This is a genomic window from Bradyrhizobium sp. LA6.8 (assembly GCF_040547935.1).
Classification (GTDB): Bacteria; Pseudomonadota; Alphaproteobacteria; order Rhizobiales; family Xanthobacteraceae; genus Bradyrhizobium; species Bradyrhizobium barranii.
Window position 1 is genome coordinate 103,004 of sequence record NZ_JBEPQQ010000013.1, and the last position, 13,694, is coordinate 116,697.

At 64.4% G+C, this 13,694-nt stretch carries 15 protein-coding genes; 8 read left to right on the top strand and 7 right to left on the bottom strand.

From position 1 onward, the window contains the following. Positions 1 to 60 precede the first annotated feature (60 nt). From ABIA90_RS41025 to ABIA90_RS41040, 4 genes are all read left to right on the top strand, one after another. A complete protein-coding gene (locus tag ABIA90_RS41025) occupies positions 61 to 1,275 on the top strand; it encodes an ABC transporter substrate-binding protein (RefSeq protein ID WP_038958996.1) in 1,215 nt (404 codons plus the stop codon). 89 nt (positions 1,276 to 1,364) lie between these two features. Beyond that, the gene (locus tag ABIA90_RS41030) at positions 1,365 to 2,558 is read left to right on the top strand and encodes a CaiB/BaiF CoA transferase family protein (protein ID WP_354121294.1); all 1,194 of its coding nucleotides are present in this window, start codon (positions 1,365 to 1,367) and stop codon (positions 2,556 to 2,558) included. A gap of 102 nt (positions 2,559 to 2,660) precedes the next feature. Beyond that, complete coding sequence (locus ABIA90_RS41035) at positions 2,661 to 2,879, top strand: hypothetical protein (protein ID WP_071916378.1); 219 nt, start codon at positions 2,661 to 2,663, stop codon at positions 2,877 to 2,879. A gap of 221 nt (positions 2,880 to 3,100) precedes the next feature. Beyond that, on the top strand, positions 3,101 to 4,663 hold the full coding sequence (locus tag ABIA90_RS41040; RefSeq protein WP_354121295.1) for a L,D-transpeptidase: 1,563 nt from the start codon (positions 3,101 to 3,103) through the stop codon (positions 4,661 to 4,663). A gap of 93 nt (positions 4,664 to 4,756) precedes the next feature. On the opposite strand, the gene ABIA90_RS41045 is transcribed toward ABIA90_RS41040, so the two are convergent. Further along, on the bottom strand, positions 4,757 to 5,161 hold the full coding sequence (locus tag ABIA90_RS41045) for a hypothetical protein (protein ID WP_354121296.1): 405 nt from the start codon (positions 5,159 to 5,161) through the stop codon (positions 4,757 to 4,759). 153 nt (positions 5,162 to 5,314) lie between these two features. Next, the gene (locus tag ABIA90_RS41050; protein ID WP_354121297.1) at positions 5,315 to 5,686 is read right to left on the bottom strand and encodes a hypothetical protein; all 372 of its coding nucleotides are present in this window, start codon (positions 5,684 to 5,686) and stop codon (positions 5,315 to 5,317) included. A 187-nt stretch (positions 5,687 to 5,873) separates the two neighbouring features. Between ABIA90_RS41050 and ABIA90_RS41055 the strand changes: the two genes are divergently transcribed. Beyond that, positions 5,874 to 6,839, top strand: coding sequence for a GlxA family transcriptional regulator (locus ABIA90_RS41055; RefSeq protein WP_354121298.1), 966 nt, complete (start codon positions 5,874 to 5,876; stop codon positions 6,837 to 6,839). Between the two features lie 10 nt (positions 6,840 to 6,849). On the opposite strand, the gene ABIA90_RS41060 is transcribed toward ABIA90_RS41055, so the two are convergent. From ABIA90_RS41060 to ABIA90_RS41080, 5 genes are all read right to left on the bottom strand, one after another. Then, positions 6,850 to 7,662, bottom strand: a complete 813-nt coding sequence (locus ABIA90_RS41060) for a class I SAM-dependent methyltransferase (protein WP_354121299.1) — start codon at positions 7,660 to 7,662, stop codon at positions 6,850 to 6,852. Between the two features lie 99 nt (positions 7,663 to 7,761). After that, positions 7,762 to 8,301: a VOC family protein gene (locus ABIA90_RS41065; protein ID WP_354121300.1), complete on the bottom strand. Its 540-nt coding sequence runs from the start codon at positions 8,299 to 8,301 to the stop codon at positions 7,762 to 7,764. A 31-nt stretch (positions 8,302 to 8,332) separates the two neighbouring features. Continuing rightward, positions 8,333 to 9,301: a Bug family tripartite tricarboxylate transporter substrate binding protein gene (locus ABIA90_RS41070; protein ID WP_354121301.1), complete on the bottom strand. Its 969-nt coding sequence runs from the start codon at positions 9,299 to 9,301 to the stop codon at positions 8,333 to 8,335. Between the two features lie 11 nt (positions 9,302 to 9,312). Continuing rightward, complete coding sequence (locus tag ABIA90_RS41075; protein ID WP_354121302.1) at positions 9,313 to 10,206, bottom strand: MBL fold metallo-hydrolase; 894 nt, start codon at positions 10,204 to 10,206, stop codon at positions 9,313 to 9,315. Between the two features lie 4 nt (positions 10,207 to 10,210). Continuing rightward, positions 10,211 to 11,422 (bottom strand): ABC transporter substrate-binding protein, encoded by a 1,212-nt coding sequence (locus tag ABIA90_RS41080; RefSeq protein ID WP_354121303.1) that lies wholly within the window; start codon positions 11,420 to 11,422, stop codon positions 10,211 to 10,213. Positions 11,423 to 11,590: 168 nt separating this feature from the next. Between ABIA90_RS41080 and ABIA90_RS41085 the strand changes: the two genes are divergently transcribed. The 3 genes from ABIA90_RS41085 to ABIA90_RS41095 are packed head-to-tail and all read left to right on the top strand — an operon-like array spanning position 11,591 to position 13,674. Further along, entirely contained in the window at positions 11,591 to 12,289 is a 699-nt protein-coding gene (locus ABIA90_RS41085; protein WP_354121304.1) for a TetR/AcrR family transcriptional regulator, read from the top strand. Then, positions 12,267 to 12,818, top strand: coding sequence for a carboxymuconolactone decarboxylase family protein (locus tag ABIA90_RS41090; protein ID WP_354121305.1), 552 nt, complete (start codon positions 12,267 to 12,269; stop codon positions 12,816 to 12,818). Before ABIA90_RS41085 ends, ABIA90_RS41090 begins: the two co-directional genes overlap by 23 nt. 10 nt (positions 12,819 to 12,828) lie before the next feature. Beyond that, a complete protein-coding gene (locus ABIA90_RS41095) occupies positions 12,829 to 13,674 on the top strand; it encodes an SDR family NAD(P)-dependent oxidoreductase (protein WP_354121306.1) in 846 nt (281 codons plus the stop codon). Positions 13,675 to 13,694: the final 20 nt, after the last annotated feature.

A 13,694-nucleotide genomic window follows, 5' to 3' on the forward strand; every position in this document is an offset into this window, starting at 1 on the left:
TGGAGGGCGCCGGCGGCAGCCTGTGAGCTCGCGCGTCGATGCGTCTTGCCTGGGAAGGAGATGCCGAGCATGCCGGGAAGACAACTGGTCCGCGGAGTCGTTGCTCTGCTTGCGGCGCTGGGCGCCGCTTCGGCCGCGACGGCCGGAAACTACGACACCGGCGCGACCGACACGTCGATCAAGCTCGGGCAGACCATGCCCTACTCGGGACCGGCCTCCGCCTATTCCGCGATTGGCCGCGCCGAGATCGCCTATTTCAAGATGCTCAACGACAAGGGCGGCATCAACGGCCGCAAGGTCGAGCTGCTCAGCATGGACGACGGTTATTCGCCGTCGAAGACGGTCGAGCAGGTTCGCCGCCTCGCCGAGAGCGACGAGGTGCTGGCGATGTTCTCGATGCTCGGCACCGGTCCCAACATCGCCGCGCAGAAATACCTCAACGCCAAGAAGATCCCGCAGCTGTTCCCGTCGAGCGGCGCCAGCCGCTGGAACGATCCGCAGCATTTTCCCTGGACCACCGGTTCGCAGCCGACCTACCGGACGGAAGGCCGCATCTATGCGAAGTGGATTCTTGCGAACAAGCCGAATGCCAAAATCGCCGTCATCACGCCGAACGAGGATCCCGGGCGCGACTATCTCGCCGGCTTCAAGGAAGGGTTAGGGGAGCACGCCAACCAGATCGTGTCCGAGGCCACCTACGAGACATCGGATCCGACCGTGGACTCCCAGATCGTCAAGTTCAAGGCCGCCGGCGCCGACGTTGTTTTCAACGAGTGCACGCCGAAATTCGCGGCGCAAGCGATCAAGAAAATCGCCGAGCTCGGCTGGAAGCCGCAGATCATCCTTCCCGCCGTTTCCAACTCCGTCGGCTCCGTGCTGGTGCCGGCCGGGCTCGACAATTCCGTCGGCATCGTCACCGGTGCTTTCCAGAAGGATCCCGGTGATCCGCGCTGGGAGAATGATTCCGGCATGAAAGCCTGGCGCGAGTGGATGAAGACGTACAATTCGGGCGCCGATCCGGCCGACGTCTTCAACGTCACCGGCTACACCATGGCGCAGATCATGGAGCTGGTGCTGCAGCGCGCCGGCAACGACCTCACCCGCGCCAATTTGATGAAGCAGACGCAGTCGTTCAAGGACGTCGAATTGCCGATGCTGCTGCCGGGCATCAAGCTCAACACCTCGGCCGAGCAGGTGACGCCGATCCGGCAGTTACAGATGGCGCGCTTCAACGGCAAGTCCTGGGAGCTGTTCGGCGACGTGATCGGCGAATAGGATCGACGCAGTGTGACGGGCGGGCTGGCATCAGCCTGGCCCGCCTGTCTTATCCCACAGTTGCTTTCTCCAACGACAGTGAAACGACGATGACACCGACCGGCCCCCTCAGCGGTATCCGCGTTCTCGATTTGACGAGCGTGCTGTTCGGCCCCTACGCCGCGCAGATGCTCGGCGACTGGGGCGCCGATGTCATCAAGGTCGAGCCGCCCGCGGGCGATACCTGGCGCTACACCGGCGTGTTCCGGAACCGCGGGATGAGCGGCCAGTTCATGGCCGTCAACCGCAACAAGCGCAGCCTCGCGCTCGATCTGAAGCATCCGGACGGCAAGGCGGCGCTGGCGCGATTGATCCCGACGGTCGATGCGCTCGTCACCAATGTGCGACCTGCGGCGATGGCGCGGCTCGGCTTCGGTTACGAGGCCTGCGCAAAGCTCAATCCGCGCCTGATCTATGCCGCGGCGACCGGCTTCGGCCAGGACGGGCCGTGGGCAGCGCGCCCCGCATTCGACGAAATCATCCAAGCCGCGTCGGGTTTGGCGTCATCGATCGGGTCGGACGAGGAGCCGGAATTCGTTCCGAGCCTGATCGGCGACAAGATCTGCGCGATGGCGATGGTCGGCGCGGTGTCCGCGGCTCTGTTCCGGCGCGAGCGCACCGGGCAGGGCCAGATGGTCGAAGTCCCGATGCTGGAAACCATCGCCGGCTTCAACAGTATCGAGATGCTGGGCGGGCACGCGTTCGATCCGCCGATCGGCCCGACCGGCTACAAGCGGATGAAGAACCGGCGCCCGGTGCAGACCAAGGATGGCTGGCTGACGATGCTGCCTTACTCCGGAGACAATTGGTGCGCGTTCTTCGAGGCTGTCGGCCGCCCCGAGCTGATCGAGGAGCTCGGGGTGCGCGACCCCGTGCTTCGTTCCCAGAACATCGACAAGGTCTATGACCGCATGAGCGAGATCGGGCCGACCCGCACCACGGCGGAATGGGAGGAGCTTTTGCTGCGGCTGGACGTGCCGCACACCGCCTTCGCCCGGCTCACCGAGATCGGCGAGCAGCCGCATCTCGCCGCCGTCGCACTGTTTGCGGATATCGAGCATCCGACCGAAGGCCGAATCCGGCAGGCGCGGCCCGCGACGAAATTCTCGGAAAGCCCGGCCGGCATCCATCGCATGGCGCCGCGCCTCGGCGAGCATTCGCGTGAGGTGTTGCGCGAGGCGGGCCTGAGCGAGGCGGAAATCCAGGCGGCGGTGGATAGCAAGGCGGTCGGGGTCGCGTCCTGAGCCGGCCGGAGTTCGGGAACCGCATCTCTGTGATGACGGTCACATCCTGCTGGCGCGGGCGGGTCTAGCGTAGGTCTGTTCATCTTCGCCCCGGATGCGGTCATGACCACCACCGACTTTGCCTTCGTTCTGCGCAGGCTGGGCCTTGCTGCCGCCCTCATCTGCGTCCTCCTGAGCCTGACCGTGTTCGCGGTCCTGCTAATCGTGGAGCACGAACCGGTCGGGCAGGCTGCCGCGCACGCTCTGCCGCTCATGGTGTATGCGCTGTTCGGCCTGTTCGGCGCTGCAATGACCCGGCTGATCGGGCGCCGTACCCACTAACCGGACATTGTGCCGCAGCGATTCGTGACCAGCCCCGGGCCAGCTCCGGCCCCAGCCCACCTTCCGCCCGCGCGAGCCCTCGTATATGAGAGATTTGCCGCCTGATAGGTCCGAATATTGCCGGATACGGAACGCAAGGTGGCTGCGAATTCTTAATTCAAAGATCGCAATCTGACGTGATCGACGTAAGGCGCGGACTGGTACTTGGACCGGGGAATGGCATGAAAGACCTGATGACGACGGCGCAATCCACCACGGCGATGCGGCGTTGGCGGCCCCCCGGACTTGTTGCGCTCGCAACGGCCGTTGCCCTGACGGCGCTGAGCGGAAGCGCCGAGGCGGCCAAGCAGGCCCGCCAGCCGGCCGAGGCGGTGGCGCCGCGCGAGGCCGGCGAGCCGATCATGGCGATCGTGTCGATCAAGAGCCAGCAAGTGACTTTCTACGATTCCGACGGCTGGATCCTGCGCGCGCCGGTGTCCACCGGCACCACCGGGCGCGAGACGCCGGCCGGCGTCTTCGCCATCGTCGAGAAGGACAAGGACCACCGTTCGACCATGTATGACGATGCCTGGATGCCCAACATGCAGCGCATCACCTGGAACGGCATCGCGCTGCATGGCGGGCCGCTGCCGGGCTATGCCGCTTCGCACGGCTGCGTGCGGATGCCCTTCGGCTTTGCCGAGGGCCTGTTCGACAAAACCAACATCGGCATGCGCGTGATCATCTCGCCGAACGACGCGGCCCCGATCGATTTCACTCATCCCTCGCTGTTCGTGCCGAAGCGCGAGGCCATCGCGGCCGTGCCGAACCGGTCCGACAAGCTCTCCGCTGAAGCCGAGGAGGCGATCCAGGCTGCCGCCGAGGCCAAGAAGGCTGCGGCCGCGGCCGCGAAGGAGGCCGCGTCGCTTCCCGCATCGCTGCGCAAGCTGGAACAGCAGAAGGCCAAGGCCGACGCCGAGCTCGCCTTCGCCGACAAGAAGATCGCGGCTGCCAAGACCGATCAGGCGCGGGCGCAGGCCGAGGAGCTGAAGCAGAAGGTTGCGACCAAGGCCGCCGACGCTGCGTCGGCGCTCGAGGCCGCCAAGGCCGCCGCGCAGCCGAAGCGCGACGCCGTTGCCGCCACCAAGGAGGCGGCAAAGGTCGCGGCAACCAGGAAGGCCGATGCCGTGACGGCTGCGACCGACGCCAAGCTCGCGCTTGAGCCGGTGTCCGTTTACATCAGCCGCGCGACGCAGAAGCTCTACGTGCGGCGGAACACGCACAAGCCGGCGCCGGATGGCGGCGGCGAAGTGTTCGACACCAGCATCGAGGTTCCCGTCACCATCCGCAATCCCGACCAGCCGCTCGGCACGCATATCTTCACGGCGATGGCGAAGAACGATACGGGGCTGCGCTGGAGCGTGGTCACGATCGAGAACGGCGACGACGCCAAGGACGCGCTCGATCGCATCACCATTCCGCAGGACGTCTGGGATCGCATCGGGCCGACGGCATTGCCGCGTTCGTCGATCGTGATTTCGGACGAGCCGCTGAGCGCCGAGACCAACTACCGCACCGAGTTCGTCGCGGTGCTGAGCAATCATCCGCAGGGCGGCTTCATCACCCGCAAGCCGACCGCGCCGCCGCCGATGGAAATGGCAAGCGATGACAGCTGGGGCAATGGCGGCAACGGCTTCGGCTTCTTCTTCCAGCAGCAGCCGAACCCGCAGCCCGTCAATCCGCGCCGCCGCGGCCAGTATCAGTATTATCAGCCGGCGCAGCCGATGCAGCGGGGCTTCTGGTAGGACGGCGCGCCGCGCTGGGCCGCGTCGTCGCCTGAGCTGAAGATATCTGTCGTCGGCGACCGCAGCGGCGCCGACGACGGGCATACCGGCTGTCTACTGTGGACCCGTCGACATGCCCTGCAACTGCCGAAGCGGATTGAGCGGGCCAAGCGGGATCAGCTCGAAGCTCATGAGATGAGCCTGCCCCAGGGGCAGCTTTTCGAGCATGTCATGAGCGGCCGCGATATCCGTGACGTTCAGGATGAACGCGACGCCGACACGATTTTGCAGCGAGTACCACTGGTCGATTTTGCCATCGAGATAGAGCTTCACCGTCTCGCGCACTTCCGTCGGCAGGATGGCGCGCGCAGCGGCGACATCGGCGCCGGGGTTCACCGTGCCGATCGCGAGAATTCGGGTGGTCGGTGTCGGTGGCGTGGGTGACTGCGCGCGTCCGGGGACGGCGGAGGTCAGGCACAGGGCGAATGCCAGGAGACCGGCAGCGAGTGTAAGCTTCATTTGAAATCCTCCATGTTACGAGGTTTACGCTCTTCATTTAGTCATGCTTCGCCGGCAGCGATTGCCGCACGTTGCATCGCCGCCGTGGAACGGCGGCGATGCGGGCCGGTTCGGAAGGTTGGTGGAAGCGTCGCGTGTCGGTCCGACGCGCGGTCACTTGCCCTGGATGAGCATGCCCAGCGGCGCGAGCGGACCGACTTGCATCAACTCGTAAGTGGCGAAGCCGTCGGTGACGAGCGGCAGTGCGTCGACGGTCGCCTTGGCCTGTTCGAGGGATTCGACGTTCATCAGGAAGACCACGCCTGGCTTGTCCTGGCGAAACCAGAACTGCTCGATCTTCCCGTCGAGATACAGCCTGAGCGTGGCCGGCACTTCCCTCGGCATGATCTGCTGCCGCTGCTCGGGTGTCGGTGCCTTGCCGATGTTACCGATGGCGATGACTTTCATGTGGGCTCCTTTGGATTGCTGCTTGTCAGTGGACGGCATCGGATCAAGGGCCTCCTGCAATGCTGGCAAAAACGCCATTTTTAGATGCGTTTACGCCATCGATTCCTCGAGCGAACATCTGGAATAGCGTTGTTGGTTCAGATGATTGCTCTTATCTATCGATCGCGATGAAGGCCTTCGTTCCGGTTGCCGTTGCATCGCAAGCTAGGCTTGCTTCCGTTCGAACGGTATTGTCGTAAACGACAACTTTGAGAGCGTTTCCGCCATGCGCATTCAATTGCTCGCCCTGGAGGGATTTTGGGACACCGGGCTGACCGTGACGCTCGATGCGTTCACGATCGCCAACAATTTCGCAGCCGCTCAACCGGGCGGAGCGCCCCATTTCGATGTCTCAATTGTCGGCGTGCGGAAGAAAGTCCGATCCGGGCAGGGCTTTGCGATCCCCGTCAAATCGGTAACGTCCGATCTGAAGCCGGACTGGGTCATCGTGCCGGCGTTGAATACGAGCCGGCCGGAACAGCTGATTCCGGCGCTCGACCGGCGCGATGTCAGAGAGGCAGTGAAACAGCTCCAGTCCTGGTACGCCGAGGGCGCGCGCATCGCCGCGTCCTGCATCGGTACCTTCGTGCTGGCGGAGGCGGGGCTGCTCGATGGACGGGACGCGACCACCACGTGGTGGCTGTCACCCTTGTTTCGCCAACGCTACCCCAATGTTCGTCTCGATGAGACACGCATGCTGGTGACATCGGACCGCGTCGTCACGGCGGGCGCTGCGATGGGGCATCTCGATCTTGCGCTGTGGTTCATACGCCAGGCGAGCCCCGAACTCGCGGCCGTCGTGTCGCGCTATCTGCTCGCCGACCTGCGCTCCCTGCAGGCGCCCTTCATCATTCCCAATCACCTCGCGCAGGCCGATCCGCTCATCCAGCGTTTCGAGCGCTGGGCGCGCGAACATCTCAAGCAAGGGTTTTCGCTGCAGGAGGCCGCCAGTGCGCTCGCGACGAGCGCACGCACCTTGCAGCGCCGGTGCGAGTCGGTGCTCGGTAAGTCTCCGCTCTCCTACTTTCAGGATCTGCGAGTCGAGCGCGCACAGTCGCTGCTGCATGGCAGCGGTCTCGACGTCGATGCGATCGCCGCCGAGGTCGGCTATGAGGACGGCGCGACGCTCCGGACGCTCTTGCGGGAACGGCTCGGACGCGGCGTGCGCGAGCTTCGCGCAAACCTGCGCTGAGGGTCCGCACCTATGGCCGAGCCTCGATCACGATCGCCTGAATCTTGCCTTCGACCGCTCCGGACCCATGGCGCGATCGGAGTGCCTCGGCGACGAGGTCGGTCGCAGCCTGAAGCTTGCTGGCATCCCTGGCCTCGATCTCGCTCCGCAGCGGCGTACCCTGGCAGAGCGCGATCGCGACATACTCGGCCGACGGCGCGCGGCTCACCGCAGCAAGCGTTTGGATCGAGATGTGGCGGAAGCCCGCTTGTTCCAGGTCGGCTCTGATAATGGCCTTGTCGTGATAGCCATGCGGCGTCCGCACCATGAAACGGGGCGGATCATCGGGAAACATTTGTCCGAGCGCGGCGGTGGCGTCGTCAGCGAACACGTTCTCCTCGATGCGGTCCCAGACGTTGAATACGAACGCGCCTTCCGGTCGCAACACCCGCTTTGCCTCGGCATAGCCTTTGACGCGGTCGGGAAAGAACATGACGCCGAACTGGCAGCAGACCGCGTCGAACGCGGCTTCGTCAAAGGGCAGGGCGGTGGCATCCGCCTGACGCCATGTCATGCGCGGGTCCTCACCCTGGCGCTGCGCCGCGATCGCGAGCATCGGCTCGTTGAGATCGGTTGCGACGTAGCGGATGCCGGGAGGCAGCGCCGCGGTCACGGCCCGCGTAACGGCGCCGGTACCTGCCGCGGTTTCCAGTATCGTCGACGGGGAAAGAGCCGCGATACGCTTCGCGATGTCGGCGGCGTAGTGGGCAAAGATCAGCGGGACGAGATACTCGTCGTAGATTTTCGGAATCGAGCCGGCGAAAACCTTGTCAGTGTTGGACATGCTTCCTCGCTGAAGGTTCGGACACGAGGTTCATGCTACCATGGATCGCGGTCGTACCGCACCAGTGGCTTCTTCCGGTCGCAATCCGGCGGTCGGATTTTAAGGTTTCGCTCCGCCGACCTCGCGGATCGCCCGCGTTCCGTCCCAGGTCATCGCCGCCTGCCGGACCTTATCGAAGAACGGCCCCTTGGTGCCGCTGATGTCGGAGATTTCGATGATGGTTCCTGGATGGGCCTGCGTGTCGAAATAGGCAAAGCGTCCCTTGTCTCCGCCGATCTGGCCTTCATGGCCTATCCTGTAGCCGAGCCCGAGTGCCTTGTCGTAGAGCGCCTGATAGTCGTGGCTCCAGTAGGACATGTGCTGGAGGCCCTCGTGGCCGGCGTCGAGGAATTCCTTGTACAGCGAGGGCGCATCGTTTCGCTGCTGGATCAGCTCGATCTGGAGATCGCCGGAATTGGCCAGCGCAATGCTCATCTCGACCGCGGAGTCCTGGCCACGGTGGCGGAACCAGTCCGTCTTGACGCGGTCCATGTAGTACCAGGGACCGACGCCCATCACCTCGATCCAGTGCTTCATCGCGGCCTGGATGTCCCGCACGACGTATCCGTTCTGACGCACCGCGCCGAAAATGCGGCTCATGCCCGCGCTCCCTTCTGATCGCTCGCGATCGTCACTTGACCTCGATGCCTGCGTCCCTGGCAACCTGCTTCCAGGCCGCGATGTCGCGGGCGTTGATGTCGCGCTGCTCGTCGCCCGGCACGTATTGCGGCGTGATGCCGAGCCCCAAAAGCTTCTCCTTCACCTCGGCATCGCCCAGCGCGTCCTTCAACGCCGCCGACAATTTCTGTGCGATCGGGGGAGCGAGGCCGGCGGGACCATACATCGCCCAGGATAGGCTGCGGTCGAACGGCACGCCCTGTTCCTTGTAGGTTGCGACGTCAGGCAGGCTCGGCGAGCGCTCGCCGCAGGCGGCCAGCGCCTTGATAGAGCCGTCCTTCACCAGCGGCGTTGCGGTTGCCATGTCCAGCGTTGCAAGCGAGATGTGGCCGCCAAGCAGGTCGCCCGCGAGTTTGGCGATGCCGTTGAACGGCACGTGATCCATCTTGATGCCGGTCTGCTGCATCAGGATTTCCGCACAGAATTGTCCGGTCGAGCCGACGCCCCAGCTTCCGTACTGGATCGGCTCGCCCTTCTTGGAAAGCGCGATCAGGCTCTTGATGTCATTGGCGGGAAAATCCCTGGTCGCCACCAGCATGATCGAGGACGTCCCGATGCGTCCGATCGTCGTAAAATCCTTGATCGAATCGTAGGGCAGTTTTGGATAGATCGCCGGCGCCAGCACATGCGTGGTCATGCCGCCGACGGTGATGGTGTAGCCGTCGTTCGGCGACGCCGCGACCATCTGCGTGCCGAGTGTGCCGGCAGCACCCGTGTGGTTCTCGATATAGACGCTCTGTCCAAGCGTTTTGCCCATCTTGTCGGCGAGCAAGCGGCCGATCACGTCGCCGCCGCCGCCGGCCGCATAGGGCAGAAGCATTTTGATCTTGTGGGTGGGGTAGGCGGCAGGATCCTCGGCGCGTGCCGGCAGCGCCGCCGACAGCAATGCGAGCAACGACAGGGTGACGGTGCGCAGCTTCATGATGGTTCCCCCTAATCCTCGAAACGAAATCTGTAGGCCTCGCCATGCCGGATCACGCGGCCCGCAGTCGGTGCCGGAAAATGGCCGGTGAGCAGATAGCTCGGCGTGTCCGCAAGTTCTTCCAGCAGCGCCATCCGTGTTGCGACCGCGGCGGCCGGATCGACGTCGGCGGCGTTCGACAACCACGGCGCCGCGCACTGGATGGGATGGTGGATGACGTCGCCGGACATCACCGCGTGATCGTGGCCGCCATTGAGGTGGATCTGCATGTTGCCGGCGGTGTGGCCCGGCGCAGGCGCGAAGCGTAAGCCTGCGTCGCGATCGGCGAACAGGCGATGATCGGTCTCGACGAACTCGGCGAGGCCCGCCGCGACCACCGGCAGCACGGAATCCTCGAACGAGCCGTGGTTCACGGGGTTCTTCGGCGCCGCATTGTGCGCGGCTTCGAAGTGTCGATATTCGGCGCGCCCCATCAGATAGCGCGCATTGGGGAAGGTCGGCACCCAGCGGCCGTCCACGAGGCGCGTGTTCCAGCCGACGTGGTCGACATGCAGATGCGTGCACATCACGAAGTCGACCTCTTCAGGGGCAACGCCCAGCGCCTGCATGTTGTCGAGATAAGACCGGTTGAGGTTGTCCCACACCGGCACGCGCGGCCGATGCTTGTGATTGCCGCAGCAGGTATCGACGACGGCGGTCCAGCGCGGCGTGCGGACGAGATAAGAGTGGTGGCTGAGGATGAAGCGGCCGGTCTCCGGTTCGATATAGCGGTGATCGAGCCAGCTCCGGTTCTCCGCGATCACCGCGTCGGTGACGTTGGCGAACAGCCAGGTCTTCTCGAAGGCAAGCGAAGGGATCTCGCTGACGAGATCGACCCGCATGCTGCCGATCCTGACTTGCCGCATGGGCTCAGTTCTTCAGGAGGTCGCCGAACGGCACCCAGCGCGTGCCGTCGAAGCGGATGAGCTGAAGGCTTGTCATCGGCGTGTAATGCTCGGGCGAATTGTTCACCGCGGTGCCGTTGATCAGCATCGGCAGACGCACGTCCTTCATGGTCGTTGCCTGCTTCATCACATTGGCGCGGGTGAGGTCGTTTCCGGATGCCTTCAGCACCGTCACCAGCGTCTGCGCGATGGTGTAGCCGTAGACGTTGAGCCAGTCGCTCTTGTTGGCGTCCGGCAGGTACTTGTCCATGAACGCCAGCCATTCCTTATAGCCCGCGTCGTCCTTCGAGGCCGGGTCGGTCGCATCCTTCAGATACTGGCTGGAGATGACGCCGGTGGAATTGTCCTTGCCGGCCGGCTCCAGCACGCCGCTGATCGAGGCCGAGACGTTGGAGATGATGGTCGTGGGCTTCCACCCGATCTCCCCGATCTTGCGGATCGCCTGCGCCGCGAATTTTGGCGTTGCCGCCACCAGCACGATTTCTGCGCCTGCGGTCTTGAGCTGCAGGATCTGCGTGTCGACGGTCGGAGCCGAGGTCTCATAGGCCGCGCGCGCGACAATGGCCTCGCCGCTGCCGAGCCCTTCCTCCAACGCCTTCAGATAATCCTTGCCGAGATCGTCGTTCTGGTAGAGCACGCCGATCTTCGCGTTGGCATGGCTCGCCTTGATGTACTTCGCGTAGGCGATCGCCTCGTCGCGATAGGTCGGCTGCCAGCCGACGGTCCACGGAAAGTTCTTGGGATCGTCCCACTTCGCGGCGCCAGAGCCCAGGAAGAGCTGCGGCACCTTGCGGTCGTTGAGATATTTGTGCACGGCGCTGTTGGTCGGCGTGCCGACGCCGCCGAAGATCAGCAGCACCTCCTCGCTCTCGACCAGCCGCCGGGTCTGCTCCACCGTCTTCGGCGGGCTGTAGGCATCATCGGCGATGATCATCTGGATGCGCCGGCCGTTGACGCCGCCGTCGTCGTTCACCTTGCGGAAATAGGCCTCCGCCGATTTCGCGATCTGCGCGAAGGCGGACACTGGCCCGCTCAAAGGCGCGGTGGTGCCGATCTTGATGGTCTTGTCGTCGGCGCCGGGATCGTATTTCGCGCTTTGGGCCTGAACGGCACTGGCTGCGAGCAGCGGCAACAGGATGCAGGCCGCACGAAGGCGAAGGCGGGCAAAGCGCGCCATGAGGTCGTCTCCCCAAAATTGCTCTCCGCCTCTCATTGGAGCGGAGTTGAAACGCGAGAACAGCGCCCGAAGCGGACTTGCGGGGCCGCGACTGCTGCCGCCAGATTGGCGAAACGAACGATCGTTCGTACGGTTGACTAGCGAACGATCGTTCGTTAGTCAAGCCACATGGCTGTTCACACCTCCAGCGCGGCGGAAGTGGCTGCGCCCACGACCCGCGAGCGCATCCTCTCCGAAGCGCTCAATCTGTTCGCGCAGAGCGGCTATGGCGGCGCCTCGATGCGCGAGCTTGCGCGCCGCGTCGGCATTCGCGAAAGCAGCCTCTACAACCATTTCTCCGGCAAGGCCGCGATCCTCGAAGCGATCGTGGCCGAGCACGGCCCCGCCAGTTCGGCGAGCCGGTTGGAAGAGCCGCGCTACAGGCAGCTGGCGCGCCAGCCCGCCGCGTTCTGCCGGCAGTTCGCATTGGACCTCGTCGAGCAATGGTCCGATCCGCGGGAGCATCAGTTCCAGAAGGTCATCACCGCCGAGCGTAACCGCGTGCCCGGCATCCGCGCCAAATTCGCCGACCATTTCTATGCGCGCGAGCAGAGCATGATGACGGATTACTTTCGCGGTTTTGCGCTCGCCGGCCTGGTCTCGACACCCGATCCGCGCGAGACCGCGCGGCTGTTCGCGGCCGGCCTGATCTACATCCGCCTCGAGCATTACGTGATGGGCGCAGCACCTTCGCCGCGGCCGAAGGTGATCGAGGCGATCGACCGCTATCTCGCCTTTTTCCTGTCGCTGATCGCGGCAGGCAATGGCGAAGACAACAAGAAACGAAAACCCAAGGGAGAAACGCGTGGCAAGGCTGCCCCTGATTGATCCGGAGACGACGAGCGGCGATATCCGCGCCTCGTTCGACCGCATGCCGGTCAAGCTCAACATCTTCCGCATGATGGCCCATGCCGAGGCCAACATGATCCCGGCGATGCGGCTCGGCAATTCGATCCTGCACAAGCAGAAGCTCTCAGCCGTCAACCGCGAGCTTTTGATCTTGCAGGCCGCCCAGCTCGAGGGCGGCGCCTATGAATGGCGCCAGCACGTGCCGATCGCGCTCGGGGTCGGCTGCACGCAAGGACAGATCGATGCGGTGGAACGCACCGAATACGACTCTGCCGCATTGAGCGACGCGGAGCGAGCCTTGCTGAAATTCGGCCGCGAAATCGTGGAGAACGTCCGCGTGCCCGAGGCGACCTTCGCTGCCGCGCGAAAACACTTCAGCGATCAGGAGATCGTCGAAGCTATCGTTGCGCTCGGCTTCTATATGATGATGGCGCGCCTGACCGAGGCAACCGAAACCGATCTCGATCCCGCGGCCGGCATGAAGGTCTATGACGGCGGCAAGAAGTAGGGCGGCTGAGATGGCGGAAATCGATAGCAAGCCGGAGCGTTACGTCCGTCCACCAAGCGCGGAGTCATTGGGCGAAGCGCCGGGCAGGGGACGCCTGAAGGGACACCGTATCCTGATCGTCGGCGGCGGCCAGCGCGTGTTCGACGCCGCCACCGATCCAATCGGCAATGGCCGCGCCATGAGCATTTTGTGCGCACGTGAGGGCGCGAAGGTGGCGGTGGCAGATCTCAACCGGACCTCCGCACAGCAGACCGTCAAGCACATCACCGATGAAGGCGGCGAGGGTTTTGCCATCACTGCCGACGTCACGTCGGAGCCTGAGGTCCAGCGCATGATCGAGGAGGCGCATCGCGCGATGGGCGGCCTTGACGGCATGGTGCTGAACATCGGCACTTTCGGCAAGACGGGGCTCGATGCCGTCAGTCCCGAGGAGTGGAACAGGATCTACGACGTCAACGTTCGCGGTCCCATGCTCTGTTGTCGCGCGGCGATGCCGAAATTCGACAATGGCGGCGCCATCGTCTTCATCTCCTCGATTGCCGCGCTGAAAGCCGGCTCGCAGATGGCGGTGTATGACTCTTCAAAAGCTGCGCTCGGCGGCCTGATGCGCAACATCGCCCATCTCGGATCGCGCCGCGGCATCCGCGCCAATCTCGTCTATCCCGGCCTCGTCGACACTCCCAACGGCCGCGAAGCCGGCGCCGGCCGCCCCAACCGCGGCAAGGGCCACGTCCCCTTCGGCCGCCAGGCGACCGCATGGGAAATTGCCTACCCCGTGTTGTTCTTCCTGTCGGACGAAAGCGTCTATGTCACCGCACAGACGCTCGCGGTCGATAGCGGCCTGAGCGGGATGTGAGACGCCGGCGGCAATCCGGC